At 63.2% G+C, this 16,632-nt stretch carries 12 protein-coding genes and 2 tRNA genes; 7 read left to right on the forward strand and 7 right to left on the reverse strand.

The annotated features are described in order from the left end of the window. The first annotated feature begins 71 nt into the window (after nucleotides 1–71). The 3 genes from CAG00_RS20925 to CAG00_RS20935 are packed head-to-tail and all read left to right on the forward strand — an operon-like array spanning nucleotide 72 to nucleotide 3,383. The gene (locus CAG00_RS20925) at nucleotides 72–917 is read left to right on the forward strand and encodes a DUF6502 family protein (protein ID WP_025340275.1); all 846 of its coding nucleotides are present in this window, start codon (nucleotides 72–74) and stop codon (nucleotides 915–917) included. Next, nucleotides 914–2,578 (forward strand): DUF5666 domain-containing protein, encoded by a 1,665-nt coding sequence (locus CAG00_RS20930; protein WP_085665250.1) that lies wholly within the window; start codon nucleotides 914–916, stop codon nucleotides 2,576–2,578. The genes CAG00_RS20925 and CAG00_RS20930 overlap by 4 nt, the downstream gene beginning before the upstream one ends. 55 nt (nucleotides 2,579–2,633) lie before the next feature. After that, complete coding sequence (locus CAG00_RS20935; protein WP_039613960.1) at nucleotides 2,634–3,383, forward strand: hypothetical protein; 750 nt, start codon at nucleotides 2,634–2,636, stop codon at nucleotides 3,381–3,383. A gap of 99 nt (nucleotides 3,384–3,482) precedes the next feature. On the opposite strand, the gene rimO is transcribed toward CAG00_RS20935, so the two are convergent. Beyond that, a complete protein-coding gene (rimO, locus tag CAG00_RS20940; protein ID WP_013973825.1) occupies nucleotides 3,483–4,814 on the reverse strand; it encodes a 30S ribosomal protein S12 methylthiotransferase RimO in 1,332 nt (443 codons plus the stop codon). 310 nt (nucleotides 4,815–5,124) lie between these two features. Here rimO and CAG00_RS20945 point away from each other — a divergent pair, with 310 nt between their 5' ends. The 3 genes from CAG00_RS20945 to CAG00_RS20955 all read left to right on the forward strand — a co-directional run bounded on the left by CAG00_RS20945 (nucleotide 5,125) and on the right by CAG00_RS20955 (nucleotide 7,750). Next, nucleotides 5,125–5,379, forward strand: coding sequence for a type II toxin-antitoxin system RelE/ParE family toxin (locus CAG00_RS20945; protein ID WP_075046069.1), 255 nt, complete (start codon nucleotides 5,125–5,127; stop codon nucleotides 5,377–5,379). Next, nucleotides 5,363–5,689, forward strand: coding sequence for a helix-turn-helix transcriptional regulator (locus CAG00_RS20950; protein WP_085590701.1), 327 nt, complete (start codon nucleotides 5,363–5,365; stop codon nucleotides 5,687–5,689). The genes CAG00_RS20945 and CAG00_RS20950 overlap by 17 nt, the downstream gene beginning before the upstream one ends. Nucleotides 5,690–5,839: 150 nt before the next feature. After that, nucleotides 5,840–7,750 (forward strand): potassium transporter Kup, encoded by a 1,911-nt coding sequence (locus tag CAG00_RS20955; RefSeq protein ID WP_085665251.1) that lies wholly within the window; start codon nucleotides 5,840–5,842, stop codon nucleotides 7,748–7,750. A gap of 113 nt (nucleotides 7,751–7,863) precedes the next feature. Here CAG00_RS20955 and CAG00_RS20960 read toward each other — a convergent pair whose 3' ends face one another. The 4 genes from CAG00_RS20960 to CAG00_RS20975 all read right to left on the reverse strand — a co-directional run bounded on the left by CAG00_RS20960 (nucleotide 7,864) and on the right by CAG00_RS20975 (nucleotide 12,346). Further along, nucleotides 7,864–9,156: a virulence factor family protein gene (locus tag CAG00_RS20960; protein ID WP_085665252.1), complete on the reverse strand. Its 1,293-nt coding sequence runs from the start codon at nucleotides 9,154–9,156 to the stop codon at nucleotides 7,864–7,866. Beyond that, nucleotides 9,156–11,798, reverse strand: a complete 2,643-nt coding sequence (gene mprF / locus CAG00_RS20965; RefSeq protein WP_085665253.1) for a bifunctional lysylphosphatidylglycerol flippase/synthetase MprF — start codon at nucleotides 11,796–11,798, stop codon at nucleotides 9,156–9,158. Before mprF ends, CAG00_RS20960 begins: the two co-directional genes overlap by 1 nt. Nucleotides 11,799–12,058: 260 nt before the next feature. After that, nucleotides 12,059–12,135 (reverse strand) — tRNA-Met (locus CAG00_RS20970). A gap of 134 nt (nucleotides 12,136–12,269) precedes the next feature. After that, nucleotides 12,270–12,346: transfer RNA gene (locus CAG00_RS20975), tRNA-Met, on the reverse strand. A 220-nt stretch (nucleotides 12,347–12,566) separates the two neighbouring features. Between CAG00_RS20975 and dinB the strand changes: the two genes are divergently transcribed. Next, nucleotides 12,567–13,625, forward strand: a complete 1,059-nt coding sequence (gene dinB, locus CAG00_RS20985) for a DNA polymerase IV (RefSeq protein WP_170978906.1) — start codon at nucleotides 12,567–12,569, stop codon at nucleotides 13,623–13,625. Between the two features lie 160 nt (nucleotides 13,626–13,785). Here dinB and CAG00_RS20990 read toward each other — a convergent pair whose 3' ends face one another. Next, entirely contained in the window at nucleotides 13,786–14,739 is a 954-nt protein-coding gene (locus CAG00_RS20990; RefSeq protein ID WP_023661807.1) for a hypothetical protein, read from the reverse strand. A gap of 20 nt (nucleotides 14,740–14,759) precedes the next feature. Beyond that, nucleotides 14,760–16,475 (reverse strand): proline--tRNA ligase, encoded by a 1,716-nt coding sequence (locus CAG00_RS20995; protein WP_003257369.1) that lies wholly within the window; start codon nucleotides 16,473–16,475, stop codon nucleotides 14,760–14,762. Nucleotides 16,476–16,632 lie beyond the last annotated feature (157 nt).

The following is a 16,632-nucleotide window of genomic DNA, read 5'->3' on the forward strand; positions in this document are numbered from 1 at the left end:
ATATGGTCACAGTTGGTGTGGGATCTTTTCCCGCGTCGTATACTGGGTTCATCTGTCAAGGAATGCGCTCAATGCAATCGCCTACCATCCCCCCTTCGATGTTAAGCGCACTGCGGCGTGTCATGCGTCCTCTGGTGCGCCTGATGCTGCGCAAAGGGGTCACCTACACGATGTTCGCCGACCTGCTCAAGGAAGTGTTCGTCGACGTGGCCCATCGCGAGTTTCGCCTGGACGGTACAGCGCCGACCGACAGCCGCATCAGCTTGCTCACGGGCGTGCATCGCAAAGATGTCCGGCGTTTGCGCAGCGAGGGGGGCGTATCGCTCGCCGCGCTGCCGGGAAACATCACGTTAGGTGCACAGTTGGTCAATATGTGGACCACTGGCAAGCCGTTCTGCTCGGCGCCTGGCCAGGCGCTGCCGTTGCCGCGCCTGGCGAGCGTTGGCGGCGATTGTTCCTTCGATGCGCTGGTGGCGAAGATCAGCACCGACATCCGCGGGCGGGTGGTGCTGGATGAGTGGTTGCGCCTGGGTATCGTCCGGCTCGACGACCAGGACTGTGTTCACCTGGAGGCCCAGGCATTCGTGCCGCAGAAGGGTTTCGACGAAAAGGCCGCGTACTTTGGCCACAACCTGCATGACCATGCCTGCGCAGCAGTGCACAACCTGAGTGGGGACGGCCAGCCGTTCTTTGAACGCAGCGTGCACTACGACGCCTTGAGCCCGGCCAGCGTCGACCATCTGCGTGCGGCGGTGGACAAGGACGGCATGCAGATGCTGCTTGCCTTCAGTCGGCTCGCATCAGACCTGGAAGATGCCGATGTGCCCAGCGCCGAGCAACGTCAGCGCATCACGGTAGGGCTTTATTTCTACACTGAAACTACCGACCCCGATTTGTCGAAGACACCAGACCCATGACTTCCCTCGCGCGCTGCCTCAGTGTCGTCACACTGGTCCTGGGTTTCGGGCTGAACCTGGTGGCGCCTGCCGAGGTGGCCGCAGCACCGGTATGTGTCAGCCGTGACGAAGTGGGTATGGCGGGGGCGGCGGGCTTGCAGTTTCCGGGCGGTATTGGTGGTACCGGGGCCAGGACGGGCGGGGTCGGTGGTACCGGTGTACGCAGCGAAAACGGCGGAGTGGGTGGCACCGGTGCACCGCTGCCGCAGCGTCCCGGCGGTACGGGCGGGACCGGTGCGGTGGCCGACGGTGTGGACGGCACCTTCATCGATCACGGCGGGGTAGGCGGTACCGGCGCACCGATCCTGCGCCCGGGCGGTACCGGTGGCACGGGCATCGTCGGCACCATCACCGGGTTTGCCTCGATCTGCGTCAATGGCCTGGAAGTGCACTTTGGCAAGGACGTGCCGGTGAGTGAAAACGGTGCGCCTGCCAGTAGCGCTCACCTGGCAATCGGCCAGGTTGTCGCGGTGGAGGCATTTGCCGGCAAACGCGGCCTGCAAGCAGGGCGCATCTCGATCCTCAACGTTTACGAAGGGCCGCTGACGGCACTGCCCAATGCTTCGGCCCCCCTGCGGGTCATGGGCCAACCTGTGCGGCTTGCTGCAGGGGCGCGGGTGGCTGAAGGGCTGCGCCCGGGCGAGCCGGTCAGGGTCAGTGGCCTGCGCGATGCAAGGGGCGAAGTGGTAGCCAGCCGTATCGAGCGTGCGCCGGGGCTCAGGGAAGCCAGTGCCATCGGTGCGGTTGACCGTGCCGGCAGCCTCCAGGGGCTGAAGCTGGGAACCCGTGTGGCACCTGCGCGGGAAGTGCTGGTACGTGGGCAGTGGACCGGACGGCAGCTGGAAGTGGCGCAAACCCGCCCAGACCCGAGCCTGCCTTTTGCTGGCCGTGTGCAGACGGCGGTGATCGAGGGGCTGGTACAGCGCAGCCACGCTCAACAACTGGTGGTGGCAGGCATCAAGGTGACGCTGGGGCAGGGCACCGTGATCGTCGGCAAGCAGCCCGCGGCGTTGGCGCTCGATCAACGTGTGCGGGTGAGCGGGGTGTTCAATGGCAGGCACGAGCTGCGGGCAACCCGCGTGGAGTTCGATGACGACCGTGCTGACAACCCGGACAGAGGGCATTCGGGGCGTGGCAGCGAGCACGGCACCCGTGACGCTGAAGGTTCCAGCAATAGCGGGCATGGCGGACGCGATGCGACCAGTGATCGCATTGAAAGCAGCGATGACCACAGCGGGCGCGGCGGTGTTGACGATTCCAGTGGGCGGGACAGTACTGAAAGCGTGGACAAGTCCGGAAAGTCGGAACATGTCGACACCGTGGAGCAACCCGAGAGCAGCAATAGTGGCAGCTCTGACCGGGTAGAGAAGGTCGAGCTTGAAAAGGTGGAAAAGATTGAAAAAGCAGAGAAGGTTGAAAAGGTAGAGAAAGTAGAAAAAGTCGAGAAGATCGAGAAAGCCGAGAAGCCCGAAAAGGTCGAGAAGATCGAAAAGCCTGAGAAAGTCGAGAAGGTAGAAAAAGTAGAGAAGGTCGAGAAAGTAGAGAAGGTTGAAAAGGTCGAAAGGCCCGAGACAGTAGAGAAAGTCGAAAAAGTGGAGCATCCAGAGCGATCCGGGCATTAGGCAACTAGGCTGGGTAAGTGCGATCACCCTTCCCGTCCGGGATACCGAGGTGCAGATGAGACCCACGCTCCCTCTTTTCGCCTGCTTGCTGTCATGCGCCAGTGCGTCGGTGCTGGGCGATACCTTCAGCGCCGCCATAGGAATGGACTATTCAAGTGGCGACTATGGCACGGGTACAACCTCGGAAATCTGGTACATCCCCGTGGTCGGCAAGTATGAAACCGGCCCAATGACCTACAAGGTCACCGTGCCCTGGCTGCGCATCACCAACCCTGAAGTGGGCCCGAATGGTGACCCCTTGCCCGGTGGCTGCCGGGATGTGGAAAGCGGGCTGGGGGACACGGTTGCCAGCGCCGGTTACGCCCTGCTCGATGGCAGTGACGGCGGCCTGATGCTGGACCTGATCGGCAAGGTCAAATTCCCCACTGCCGATGAAGACCAGTGCCTGGGCACCGGTGAATACGACTACACCGGCCAGGTCGACATCGCCAAGGCCTTTGGCCCGGTGACCGGCTTCGCGACCCTGGGCTGGAAGAAGTTCGGCGACCCGCCCGACAGCGATTTCGACGACCCGATATTTGCCAGTCTCGGCTTCGCCATGCCCGTGGCTGCAGGCACTTCCGCGGGCGCCTCCTACGACTGGCGGCAGAAGGTCGTCTCGACGGGCGCGCAGATCAAGGAACTTACCCTGTTCCTGACACACAAGCTCAACCAGCAGTGGAAAGTGCAACTCTATGCAGTCAAAGGCTTCTCGGATGCCAGCCCGGATGCAGAGGGCGGCCTGATGCTTTTTCACGCGTTCTGACGAAAAAGCCCCAGACCCGGTAATGCCTGTCAGATAGCGTCAATGGGCCGCGAAGCGGCCCCAAATTACATAACTGCCAGGCATTATGTTCCAGCGCGATTAAATGGGTTCAGCCCACATGTCGTATTCGTCGGCATCCACCACGCGGCAACGCACCTTGTCACCCGGCTTGAAGCCGTGGTCGCCATCGATGAACACGCTGCCGTCGATTTCCGGGGCATCGAAGAAGCTGCGGCCAACCGAACCTTGCTCTTCCACTTCATCGATCAGCACGTCGATTTCCTTGCCGATGCGCAGTTGCAGGCGGGCGGCGCTGATGGCCTGCTGATGGGCCATGAAGCGGTCCCAGCGGTCCTGCTTGACGTCGTCCGGCACTTCTTCCAGGCCCAGGTCGTTGGCCGGGGCGCCTTCCACCGGCGAGTACTGGAAGCAGCCCACGCGGTCCAGCTGGGCTTCGGTCAGCCAGTCCAGCAGGTACTGGAAGTCTTCCTCGGTCTCGCCCGGGAAGCCGACGATGAAGGTGGAGCGAATCACCAGCTCCGGGCACTGCTCGCGCCAGTTCTTGATACGTGCCAGGGTGCGGTCTTCGAAGGCCGGGCGCTTCATGGCCTTGAGCACTTTCGGGCTGGCGTGCTGGAACGGGATGTCCAGGTACGGCAGGATCTTGCCGGCGGCCATCAGCGGGATCACGTCGTCGACGTTCGGGTAAGGGTACACGTAGTGCAGGCGTACCCAGGCACCCAGGCTGCTCAGGGCTTCGCACAGCTCGAGCATGCGGGTCTTGACCGGGCGGCCGTTCCAGAAGTCGGTCTTGTACTTGACGTCGACGCCGTAGGCGCTGGTGTCCTGGGAAATCACCAGGATCTCCTTGACCCCGGCCTTGACCAGGCGCTCGGCCTCGCTCAGCACTTCGCCGACCGGGCGGCTGACCAGCTTGCCGCGCATCGACGGGATGATGCAGAAGCTGCAGCTGTGGTTGCAGCCTTCGGAAATCTTCAGGTACGCATAGTGGCGCGGGGTCAGCTTGACGCCCTGCGGCGGTACCAGGTCGATCAGCGGGTTGTGGTCCTGGCGTGGCGGCACTACTTCGTGCACGGCGTTGACCACCTGCTCGTACTGCTGCGGGCCGGTGACCGACAGCACGCTCGGGTGCACGTCACGGATGCTGCCTTCCTCGACACCCATGCAGCCAGTGACGATGACCTTGCCGTTTTCCTTGATCGCTTCGCCGATCACTTCCAGCGACTCGGCCTTGGCGCTGTCGATGAAGCCGCAGGTGTTGACCACCACCACGTCGGCGTCCTCGTAGGTGGGCACGACTTCATAGCCCTCCATGCGCAGCTGGGTCAGGATGCGCTCGGAATCGACCAGGGCTTTTGGGCAACCCAGGCTTACGAAACCTACCTTGGGGGTGGCGGGCGTGGTGGACATGACTAACCTCGGTATTGAATGCAGGTCGCCCGACCGGAATCGGGGGCGATCTTGACGGGCGCTTTTGGCGCCTCTGATCAAAAAGTGCGCAATTCTAGCGAGCGCAGGGTCGCTTGACCAGCAGAAATGCGACGAACGCTGCGCTATGCCAGCCAACCATAAGTTGCTTGCTCGGCAAAACCTCGAAACACAGCCTGGCAATGGTTCCCCTTGAATCAATAGACCCCGCCCGTCACCCTCGTCTGCGCCGGTGAAACCTTTTCTTGAACTTATTCGATTCTTATAGTTTTCTTATAAGACTGGCGTGGAAATGAATACGATCAACTGGTCACGCAAAGCTGTGAAGCAACTCAGGAAAATCGACAGGATTGATCAGTCAAAGGTCTACGATGCTGTTCAGGCATTGATGCACATGCCGCACGTTCAAAACATCAGGGCGCTGGTCAATCACCATTATGGTTACCGTCTCAGGGTGGGTAACTACCGGATACTTTTCGACTGGGACGGTAGCGTCAAAATTGTCAGCATCGAGGAGGTCAAGAAGCGCGATGAACACACCTACTAACGTACAGATCATCAATGATGCTGACGGGCGTCCTGCCTTCGTCGTGCTGCCGTATGCCGATTATATCGCCAGCCATCCGCAACCGGACCTGGTACCCAATGAAGTCGTTGGCTATATGGTGAAGGACGGTATGACCGCCATTGCTGCCTGGCGCAGGCATCTGGACCTGACTCAGGCTGAAGTTGCCCAGCGCCTGGGCGTCTCGCAGTCGGCGTATGCCCAGCAGGAAGCTGCCGAGCGCCCACGCAAGGCCACTCGCGAAAAGATTGCTGCAGCGTTGGGCATACCCATGCAGTCTCTGGACCTTTAGTTGTAACCGCCAGGTGACCCGCCAGAGGCGCACCAGCAGAAAATCCACGAACGCTGCGCTATGCTTCGGGCCATTGCGTCAGGGGTACCAAGCTTCCGGGCGCAGGTGGGAATTCTACTGGCCTTGCAAGGCCGTCTGCGGGAGTGGTCGATGGTTCAGGCAAGCAGTCACGCCGAGGGCGGGCACGAGGGGAAGCAGGGCGCGACGCGGTCGTTGAGCCTGCTCGTGGCGGCGGTCGGGGTGGTTTATGGAGATATTGGTACCAGCCCGTTGTATACCCTCAAGGAAGTCTTCAGCGGAGGGTACGGAGTGCCGGTCAACCATGACGGCGTGCTGGGGATCCTGTCGCTGATCCTGTGGTCGCTGCTGTGGGTGGTGTCGTTCAAGTACGTGATGTTCATCCTGCGCGCCGACAACCAGGGCGAGGGTGGCACCATGGCACTGACTGCACTGGCGCGGCGGGCCACGGCGGCCTACCCGAGGTTGCGTACGCTGATGGTGGTGTGCGGGTTGATCGGCGCTTCGCTGTTCTATGGCGACAGCATGATCACCCCGGCGGTATCGGTACTGTCGGCGGTGGAGGGCATGGGGCTGGCCTTCGAAGGCATCGATCACTGGGTGGTGCCGATTTCGCTGGTGGTGCTGGTGGCGCTGTTCCTGGTGCAGAAGCACGGCACCGAGAAGATCGGCAAGCTGTTCGGCCCGATCATGGTCACCTGGTTCGTGGCGCTGGGCGCGCTGGGAGTGCATGGCATCTCGCAGAGCCCCGAAGTGCTCAAGGCATTCAACCCGGCCTGGGCGGTGAACTTCTTCGTGGTTCACCCCGGCATGGGCGTGGCCATCCTCGGCGCGGTGGTGCTGGCGCTGACCGGTGCCGAGGCGCTGTACGCCGACATGGGCCACTTTGGGCGCAAGCCGATCGCCCGCGCCTGGTTCGTCCTGGTGCTGCCGGCGCTGGTGCTCAACTACTTTGGCCAGGGCGCGATGCTGCTGCAGAACCCTGAGGCGGCACGTAACCCCTTCTACCTGCTGGCGCCGGGCTGGGCACTGCTGCCGCTGGTCGGGTTGGCCACCATGGCCACGGTGATCGCCTCGCAGGCGGTGATCTCGGGGGCCTTCTCCCTGACCCGCCAGGCCATCCAGCTGGGCTACATTCCACGCATGCAGATCCAGCACACCTCCAGCGACGAGCAGGGGCAGATCTACATCGGTGCGGTGAACTGGGCGCTGATGGTTGGCGTGGTGCTGCTGGTGATCGGCTTCGGGTCGTCCGGCGCCCTGGCGGCGGCCTACGGCGTGGCGGTGACCGGTACCATGCTGATGACCACCCTCCTGGTCTCGGCGGTGATGTTGCTGCTGTGGAAGTGGCCACCGGTGGTGGCGGTGCCGATCCTGCTGGGTTTCCTGTTTGTGGATGGGCTGTTCTTTGCCGCCAACGTGCCGAAGATCATCCAGGGCGGGGCATTCCCGGTCCTGGCCGGCGCTGTGCTGTTCCTGTTGATGAGCACCTGGAAGCGCGGCAAGCAGATCCTGATGGAGCGTATCGACGAAGGCGCGCTGCCGCTGCAGCTGTTCATCAGCAGTATCCGCATTCAGCCGCCGCACCGGGTCGAAGGCACGGCGGTGTTTCTCACGGCACGCTCCGATGCGGTACCCCATGCGCTGTTGCACAACATGCTGCATAACCAGGTGCTGCACAGCCAGGTGGTGCTGCTGACGGTGGTCAGCGAGGATCGGCCACGGGTGCCGGAGCAGGAGCGCTTTGAGGTGGAGGCCTATGGCGACGGGTTCTTCCGCGTGTTGCTGCACTTCGGCTTCATGGACGAACCGGACGTGCCGGCGGCGTTGAAGCTGTGCCACCTGGAAGACCTGGATTTCAGCCCGATGCGCACCACCTTCTTCCTCAGCCGCGAGACCGTGATCGCCTCACGGCTGGAGGGAATGTCGCGCTGGCGGGGCAACCTGTTCGCGTTCCTGCTGAAGAATGCCAACGGCAACTTGCGCTTCTTCAACCTGCCGCTGAACCGGGTAATCGAGCTGGGGACCCAGGTCGAGATCTGAGGTGCAACACAGATTTCAAGGCAGTACCCGCTCCCACATGGACCGCATAGCTTTCAAAGCTTGCGCTGTACCTGTGGGAGCGGGTTTACCCGCGAATGGGCCGCAAGGTCTTATCAGTTCTGCTCAGCCACGCTGGACTTGCCCTGGCGCGTCTCGATCTCGCCGATCAAGCGCTTGGCCAGTGCCGGGTAGTTTTCGTCGAAGTGGTGCCCCCCCGGCAGCTTCAGGCGTTCACCCACCGCAGTCTTGTCGGTGCAACCGCTCTCGTCGGTTTCTTCCACACCATACACGCACACCACCTTGGAGGCCGGCAGCCTGGCCATTTCCGGCCCGGTTGGCGCTTCCTGGCCTTCCTTGCCCAGCCAGCCCTCGACTTCGATCTCGAAGCTGCCGCTGCGGGCAAAGGCCAGCAGCATCACCGCGTCGATTCGCTGCTGATCCTCGGCCGGCAGGCGGTTGTAGATCGCCGGCAGCACGTCGGCACCGAACGAATAACCGGTCAGCACGAAGCGCTTGGTGCCCCATTTCTGCCGGTAGTGCTGCATCAGCTCGGACAGGTCGGCGGCGCTTTGTTCCGGGGTCTTGTGCTGCCAGTAGTAGCGCAGCGTGTCGATGCCGACCACCGGGTAGCCAAGCTTGGCCATTTCCCCGGCCACGTCGCGGTCCAGGTCCCGCCAGCCGCCATCACCGGAAAGGAACAGGGTGACCGTGTCGGTGGTCTGCCCGGCTGGCACCTCGACCACCGGGATGGCCAGGGCGTTGCCGTCGTGGCCGACCAGGGCCTGGGTCAGCTGGGCCTTGAGCACTTGTGGCAGGTGAATGTCGTAGTCGCTGATGCTGGTTTCGGCATTGGCCTGGTCGCGCACGAAGGCGGCGCTGGCGTCATCCGGGTTGTCGTTCCAGGCGACATTCCAGTGGCCGTGGGCGGCCGACTTCGGCAGCGCTGCCTGGCAGCCGGGCTGTTCCAGGCTGAAGTCCACGGAAATCGCCCGCGCCTTGTCGTTGTTCTGGCTGGCCAGCCAGCGCCACGCCTGAGAGGCGCCAGGGCCGATACCGGCGACCAGGGTCGGTTTCTCCGGCAGCTGGCCCATGGCCTGGTCCAAGGCCTGTTGCTGCTTGTTGCAGTCGTTGGGCGGCAGGATCACCTGCACCAGTTGCGCTTCGCCAGCCTGGGCCAGGTCCAGCAGCTGCCTGTCGGTCAGCGCCTGGTCCTGGGGTACACCGATGGCCACTCGGGCCTTGGGGTGCACGCCTGGGGTCACACGGGTGATGCGGGTGTCATTGATGCTCAGTTGTTCCAGGCGTGCCTCGGGGGCCGGGCGGGTCCATAGCCAGAACGCCAGCGCGCCTCCCAGGGCGGCCAACAGCAGGGGAACCAGCAGGTACAGCCAAAAGCGTCGGGTCATCAACGTTTCACCAATCCAGTCAGGCCGCCTGCGATCAGGGCGGCGGTGTCGGCCAGTGCCACCAGCGGGTCGAGCCCGGCCGGCACGGCCATGTAGCGGGGTTCCCAGTCCGGTTGGAACTTGTCCTTGAAGCGTCGAAGCCCCTGGAAGTTGTACAGCTGCTCGCCACGGCGGAACACCATCGAGCCCAGGCGCTGGGTCAAGGGCGCGCCACGCCGCGGCTGCAGGCCGGAAAGCGGCACCATGCCCAGGCTGAAGCGGGCGTAGTCATGGCTTTTGTAGTGCAGGATCAGGCCGATCATCATGAATTCCATGGTCAGCTTCGGGGCCTCGGGGTGCGCACGCATAAGGTCGAGGCTGGCCAGTTCGTTGCCATGGGTTTCCAGCAGGTTGGCGAAAGCCACCGGGCGGCCCTGGAAGCGGATCAGGGCAATGCGAAAATGCTGCAGGTATTCAGGGCTGAAGCGCCCCAGCGAGAAGCCTTTCTCGCGCACGTTCTTGCTGCCAAGCCAGGCGTCGGAAATTTCCTTCAGCTCTGCCAGCGGGGCATGCCCGGGTTCGTGGATTTCCAGGCTCAGGCCGTCACGGCCGCCACGGTTCCAGGTGTAGCGCAGGTCCTTCATCTCCTTGCCCTTGGCTTCGAGGTCGAAGCGGCGCAAGTCGACCCGGGCTTCTTCGCCCAGCTTCAGCGCGGTCAGGCCGATGTCCATGTAGAACGGCAGGTTCTCGGCGCGCACCTGATAGAACACCGGGCGGGCATGGTGCAGGTCGCACAGATCGCGGAATTGCCAGATCATTTCGGCGCGCTCCTGGGCCGGGCCGATCGGGTCGTACAGGGCCACCAGGCTGCGGCCGCGACGGGCGTACATGAGGAAGGCGTTGTCGCGAGGGTGGAACAGCAGCGCCTTGTCGCCGGTCAGGGCCAGGCCGCCATCGGGCTGGTCGGAGGCCAGCAGAATGCGGTTGGCACGCAGCAGCTCTTCTTCGTCAGGCAGGTGGATCACCGGTGGTGCGGTGCGCAGCAGCCAGGTCAGGGCCACGGCCGCCAGCAGCACTGCGCTGCCCATGGCGGCGCGCAGGCCACGCGGGGCATCGGCATCGAGGGTGAACTGCCACCACAGCTGATGGCTGTAGGGCACATCCTGGTAGGCGAACAGCAACAACCACACCGATGCGCCGACCACACAGGCGCTGGCCACCAGAAACACCGGCGAGAACGGCAACTCGAGCAAACGGCTTGGACGGTAGAAGGAACGGCGGAACAAGGCGAGCAGGGCGGCAGTGAGGGTCAGCAGGCAGGCCTCTTCCCAATCGAAGCCCTTGAGCAACGACAGCAGGGCGCCGACCAGCAACAGCACGGTGGTCAGCAGCCAGGCGGCGGACAGGCGCCGGCGCAGGCCCTGGGCCAGCAGCAGGCACAGCACGCCGATCAGGCTGGCGCCGAAGTGCGAGGCGTCGATCAGGCGGTGCGGAACCAGGAAACCCATGTGCTCCAGGCGGGTGTCGATCTCGGGCGTGGCCCCGGAGAACAGCAGCACCACCCCGGACAGGAACACCAGGATCGACAGGATCGGCGCGGCCAGCCCGGAAGCGGCCTTGATAGCCTGTTGCGCGAACAGCAGGCGCCGGGCCTCGTTGGCCAGCAGCAGCACGCAGGCCAGCAGTAGCGGCAGCACCACGTAGATCAGCCGATACAGCAGCAGGGCCGCTGCCAGCGGCGCGGCGCCGAGTTGGTCGGCAAAAGCTGCCAGCAGGATCGCTTCGAATACCCCGACGCCGCCCGGTACGTGGCTGAGCACACCTGCGGCCAAGGCCAGCAGGTAAACCAGCACAAAGGCACCGAACGGCGGTGCTTCGGGCAGCAGCAGGTACAGCACGGTGGCGGCAGCGGCGACATCCAGTGCGGTGATCAGCAATTGCAGGGCTGCCAGGCGTGCGCCAGGCAGGCGCAGTGTGCGGCGGCCCAGTTGTACCAGCAGGCTGTTGGCCAGTGGTTGCTCAGCCAGGCGACGGCGGTACAAGCCGAACACCAGCACGCTGCATACCAGCAGCACGGCTATTGCGACACCCGCCAGCAAGCCAGGCGCCAAACCCAGTGCGGCAGACGCCGCCGGCAGGTCGCTCAAGGTCGCCAAGGCGGCCAGGGGCGGCAGCGCGCAGCCCAGTGACAGGCTGGCAAAAACGGTCATCCGTGCAACTTCACCTGCGCCAACCCCCTGGCGTGCATACAGGCGGTAGCGCACCGAACCGCCCGAAAGCATCGACAGGCCGATGGCGTTGCCGATGGCAAAGGCGCTGAAACCGCCCAGCGCCAGGCTGCTCGCCGGCAGCTTCACGCCGGCATAGCGGCTGGCAGACCACTCGTAGCCCAGCAGGACAACGAAACCGAGCACGGTAGCCAGCAAGGCGCCAAGTAACGACTGGGGCGGGACGCTGAGCATGGCATCGTGCAAGGCATAGATGTCCAATTCGCTCAACAGGTGGCGGCAGGCGATCAAGGCCATGGTGAACAACACCAGGGTCACTACCAGGCCGATGGGCTGGCGGTAGCGGCTCAAGCGTTCGAGCAAGGGCAGGCGTTGCACCGCGCCGGGTAGCGCCGAGGCAAGCGGCACCGGGGGTTCGGGGTTGTGCGAAGTCATGGATTGCCCCGGGCTTGCAGCGCGAGGTGAGGGAAAGGTGTGGCCAAGTGAGAGTCCCTTAGGAAAACGTATCCAATGTTACTCCGGCCTCAAGCGCTTTCAGCGGCCTGGCAGGGTTAAAGATAGTTCATCCTGGGCACGACCTCTCAAGCCTGCGGGTTGGCTGGAAGGCGGGGGAATTGGGGGCGACGAAAAGCAGGAGGGGAAAAGCAACAAACCCCGCGCTGCTGTTACACAGGCGGGGTTTGTTCTGACGAATATGGTTGCGGGAGCCGGATTTGAACCGACGACCTTCGGGTTATGAGCCCGACGAGCTACCAGGCTGCTCCATCCCGCGTCAGTGGGGCGAATTCTACAGCTTTCAGAATGGGTGTCAAGCGCTAGTCATTGATTTTTTTGAAATTTCTTTCAACGCATTATTTGACGCAAAAGAAAAAGGCCACTGTGTGAACAGTGGCCTTTTCTCGAATCTGGTTGCGGGAGCCGGATTTGAACCGACGACCTTCGGGTTATGAGCCCGACGAGCTACCAGGCTGCTCCATCCCGCGCCTGTGAGATCGAATTCTACGGATTTACCCGTGGGTGTCAAGCTTTTTTCTGAAAAAACCTTTCCTGTTCAAACTCTTAGCGTTTGAATATAGCGCGCAGCTCAGGCGCGACGGGGCTTTCAGGCCGATTATCGACCAATGCCGGGCACAGGCTGCATGCCTCGAAGGCACATGCGATACTATCTGTATGAATTTACAGTGCTGACGGTCATCCATGTCCTTGCGCAAGATCATCCACGTCGACTGCGATTGCTTTTATGCCGCGATCGAAATGCGTGACGACCCGCGCCTGGCCGGTCGGCCCATGGCGGTGGGGGGCTCGGCCGACCACCGTGGGGTGATCGCCACCTGCAACTATGAAGCGCGTGCCTACGGCGTGCGTTCGGCCATGTCGTCGCGGCACGCCCTGAAGCTGTGCCCGGACCTGCTGATCGTCAAGCCGCGCTTCGAGGCCTACCGTGAGGCCTCGCGGGAAATCCACACAATCTTCCGCGACTACACCGAATTGATCGAGCCACTGTCGCTGGACGAGGCCTACCTGGATGTGAGCGACAGCCAGTGGTATTCGGGCAGCGCCACGCGCATTGCCGAGGATATCCGCCGGCGCGTCGCCCGCACCCTGCATATCACTGTCTCAGCCGGTGTGGCGCCGAACAAGTTCCTGGCCAAGATCGCCAGTGACTGGCGCAAGCCCAATGGCCTGTTCGTGATTACTCCGGGCGAAGTGGAGGCGTTCGTCGCCGCCCTGCCGGTGGCCAGGCTGCACGGGGTAGGCAAGGTAACGGCAGACAAGCTGGCGCGGTTGGGTATCGAAACCTGCCTGGAATTGCGCGACTGGTCGCGCCTGGCGCTGGTGCGCGAGTTCGGCAGCTTTGGCGAGCGTTTGTGGGGGCTGGCGCGGGGTATCGATGAACGTGCGGTGCACAATGACAGCCGCCGGCAGTCGGTCAGCGTGGAAAACACCTACGACACCGATCTGCCGGACCTGGCCAGTTGCCTGGCACGGCTGCCCGAGCTGCTGGAAAGCCTGAACGAGCGTATCGCCCGAATGGACAGCAGTTACCGACCGGAAAAGCCCTTCGTCAAGGTCAAGTTCCATGACTTCAGCCAGACCACCATGGAACAGGCGGGGGCGGGCAGGGACCTGGAGAGTTATCGACAATTGCTGGGGCAGGCGTTTGCCCGTGGTGGCAAACCGGTGCGCTTGCTGGGGGTAGGCGTGAGGTTGCGCGACTTGCGCGGGGCGCATGAGCAGCTGGAGCTGTTCCCGCCTCAATAAATGGCCCGCCAATTTAACGCGGTCCCTGTAGGAGCGGCCTTGTGTCGCGATGGGCTGCGAAGCAGCCCCGGCAATTCACGCATCAAGGCTGAAATCATGGGGCTGCTTCGCAGCCCATCGCGACACAAGGCCGCTCCTACAAGGTATTGCGTGATGCGGGTTACTGCGCGCCCGGGTCGGCCACCAACCGGCCAGTGGCCTTGGTCAGCGACTGCAGAAACTCCTGCTGCAACTCCGGATCGTTGCGGGTCAGTTCGATCAGGCTCTGTTCCATTTCACTGGCTTCCTCTTCCAGGCCCAGTTCGGACAAGCGCTTGACCCGGTGTACCCATTGGCCGACATCGTCATCTTCGAGGTCATCGAAGATCAGTTCATGGGCTTCGAGCAGCTTGTTGCGCAGGGTGGCGCTGACCAGCAGGCTGGCATCGCCTCGTACCGCGTTGTCCTCGTCCAGCACCTGCAGGTGCAGGGTGCCGATGTGGTTGAGGTTCTGCTCGGAGAACGGGCTGTCGAGCAGGTTCAGGCGCAGCACGCCGTTCCTGTCGGTGGTCAGCTCGTGGGTCATCTTGCCGGCCTTGACCTCGACCAGGCGCTCGCTCCAGGGCACGCTGGTAGATTCCTCGCGCTTGCCTTTCTGCACTTCGCTGATCCCGGCCAGGTTCTGCTGGGCACGGCCGTTGGACGGCACGTTCATGAACGGATTGAGCCCGTCCACGCCATAGCTGAGCCAGTCGTGGGTGATGCTCTCCGGCAGGTTGCCCAGGGCGAAGACATTGACCACGTTGGCCCCCACGCCTGCCACCACGGCCACCGCACCCAGCGGGATTTCGTAGATCTCCCGCCAGGGTTGGTAAGGCGTGTAGCGGTCATAGCTGCGCGTGACTTCGAATTCGGTGACTTCGAAGCGCTTCTGCTCATGCACGCGCACACGTCGTTGCGGAAGCTCCATCACCTTCGGCTCGCCGACATCGATCTGCAGGGTGTGCTCGAGCAGTTTGCGCTCGACGCGCTCCTCATGGTCGCTGCGCTGGGACATCTGGTTGGCGCAGCCGCTGACGAGCAGGGCGCCGCACAGTGCGGCGCCCCCCAGGGGAAAGGTACTTCGCTTGAACATGATCACTCGTGCATTGGTTATCAGCGGCGAACGCGGGCCTGCAGGAAGGTCAGCACTTCATCGAGCGGCAACGACTGGGCGTCCTGCTCGGTGCGGTGCTTGTACTCCAGGTTGCCTTCGGCCAGGCCGCGATCGCTGACGACGATGCGGTGCGGGATGCCGATCAGCTCCATGTCGGCAAACTTGATGCCTGGGCTGGTCTTCTTGTCACGGTCGTCCAGCAGCACTTCGTAGCCGGCAGCAGTCAGCTCGGCGTACAGCTTGTCGGTCGCCTCGCGAACTACCTCGGTTTCGTAGCGCAGCGGTACCAGGGCGATTTGGAACGGGGCCAGGGCGTCGTTCCAGATGATGCCCTTGTCGTCGTAGCTCTGCTCGATGGCAGCTGCCACCACGCGGGACACACCGATGCCGTAGCAGCCCATGGACAGGGTTACCGGCTTGCCGTTCTCGCCCAGTACCTGGCACTTCAGCGCCTCGCTGTACTTGGTGCCGAGCTGGAAGATGTGGCCCACTTCGATGCCGCGCTTGATTACCAGGGTACCCTGGCCGTCCGGGCTCGGGTCGCCTTCGACCACGTTACGCAGGTCGGCGACCTGTGGAACCGGCAGGTCGCGCTCCCAGTTCACGCCGAAGTAGTGCTTGTCGTCGATGTTGGCGCCAATGCCGAAGTCGCTCATCAGGGCAACCGAACGGTCAATGACGATTTCCAGCGGCAGGTTCAGCGGGCCGAGCGAGCCGGCGCCGGCACCGATGGCCTCGCGCAGTTCAGCGTCGGTGGCCATGACCAGCGGGTCGGCAACCTGTTCCAGCTTGGCCGCCTTGATTTCGTTGAGCTCATGGTCGCCACGCACGATCAGTGCTACCAGCTTGCCTTCTTCGGCGCCGCGCACGATCAGGGTCTTGACGGTCTTCTCGATCGGCAGGCCGAAGTTTTCCACCAGCTGGGCGATGGTCTTGGCGTTCGGCGTATCGACCAGGCGCAGCTCCTCGGTAGGGGCCGGGCGCACGGTTTCACGCGGGATGGCCTCGGCCTTCTCGATGTTGGCGGCGTAGTCGGAGCTGTCGCTGAAGATCACGTCGTCTTCGCCGGACTCGGCCAGTACGTGGAATTCGTGCGAGTAGCTGCCACCGATGGAGCCGGTGTCGGCCTGCACTGGGCGGAAGTCCAGGCCCAGGCGGGTGAACACGTTGCTGTACGCCTGGTGCATGCGGTCGTAGGTTTCCTGCAGGGAAGCCTGGTCGGCATGGAACGAGTAGGCGTCCTTCATGATGAACTCGCGGCCGCGCATCAGGCCGAAGCGCGGGCGGATCTCGTCACGGAACTTGGTCTGGATCTGGTACATGTTGAGCGGCAGCTGTTTATAGCTGGACAGCTCGTTGCGGGCCAGGTCGGTGATCACTTCTTCGTGGGTCGGGCCGACGCAGAAGTCGCGCTGGTGGCGGTCCTTCAGGCGCAGCAGCTCGGGGCCGTACTGTTCCCAGCGGCCGGATTCCTGCCACAGTTCGGCGGGCTGGATGCTGGGCATCAGCACTTCCAGGGCGCCGGCGGCGTTCATTTCCTCACGCACCACGGCCTCGACCTTGCGCATCACCCGCAAGCCCATCGGCAGCCAGGTGTACAGGCCGGAGGCCAGTTTGCGGATCATGCCGGCACGCAGCATGAGCTGATGGCTGATGACCACTGCGTCGGCAGGGGTTTCTTTCTGGGTGGCGAGCAAATATTGACTGGTGCGCATGGTGAGCCGTGTCGATTGCCTAAGACATTGAAATGACCCCGCATTGTACGGGGGCGAAACGAAGGCGTACAGGATGCCCCAGGGCGTGACGCTTGTCAGCCAAGAAAAAGCCCGGCGTGATCGCCGGGCTTTTTCAGGTGCGGGGCACTGCAAGCCA

The organism is Pseudomonas sp. B5(2017), from assembly GCF_002112825.1.
GTDB classification, from domain to species: Bacteria; Pseudomonadota; Gammaproteobacteria; order Pseudomonadales; family Pseudomonadaceae; genus Aquipseudomonas; species Aquipseudomonas putida_Z.

Excerpts from the sequence above, each read along its gene's own strand:
- CAG00_RS20925 (WP_025340275.1), top strand. The coding sequence starts at position 72 with ATGCAATCGCCTACCATCCCCCCTTCGATGTTAAGCGCACTGCGGCGT.
- CAG00_RS20930 (WP_085665250.1), top strand. The coding sequence starts at position 914 with ATGACTTCCCTCGCGCGCTGCCTCAGTGTCGTCACACTGGTCCTGGGT.
- CAG00_RS20935 (WP_039613960.1), top strand. The coding sequence starts at position 2,634 with ATGAGACCCACGCTCCCTCTTTTCGCCTGCTTGCTGTCATGCGCCAGT.
- rimO (WP_013973825.1), bottom strand. The coding sequence starts at position 4,814 with ATGTCCACCACGCCCGCCACCCCCAAGGTAGGTTTCGTAAGCCTGGGT.
- CAG00_RS20945 (WP_075046069.1), top strand. The coding sequence starts at position 5,125 with ATGAATACGATCAACTGGTCACGCAAAGCTGTGAAGCAACTCAGGAAA.
- CAG00_RS20950 (WP_085590701.1), top strand. The coding sequence starts at position 5,363 with ATGAACACACCTACTAACGTACAGATCATCAATGATGCTGACGGGCGT.
- CAG00_RS20955 (WP_085665251.1), top strand. The coding sequence starts at position 5,840 with ATGGTTCAGGCAAGCAGTCACGCCGAGGGCGGGCACGAGGGGAAGCAG.
- CAG00_RS20960 (WP_085665252.1), bottom strand. The coding sequence starts at position 9,156 with ATGACCCGACGCTTTTGGCTGTACCTGCTGGTTCCCCTGCTGTTGGCC.
- mprF (WP_085665253.1), bottom strand. The coding sequence starts at position 11,798 with ATGACTTCGCACAACCCCGAACCCCCGGTGCCGCTTGCCTCGGCGCTA.
- CAG00_RS20990 (WP_023661807.1), bottom strand. The coding sequence starts at position 14,739 with ATGTTCAAGCGAAGTACCTTTCCCCTGGGGGGCGCCGCACTGTGCGGC.
- CAG00_RS20995 (WP_003257369.1), bottom strand. The coding sequence starts at position 16,475 with ATGCGCACCAGTCAATATTTGCTCGCCACCCAGAAAGAAACCCCTGCC.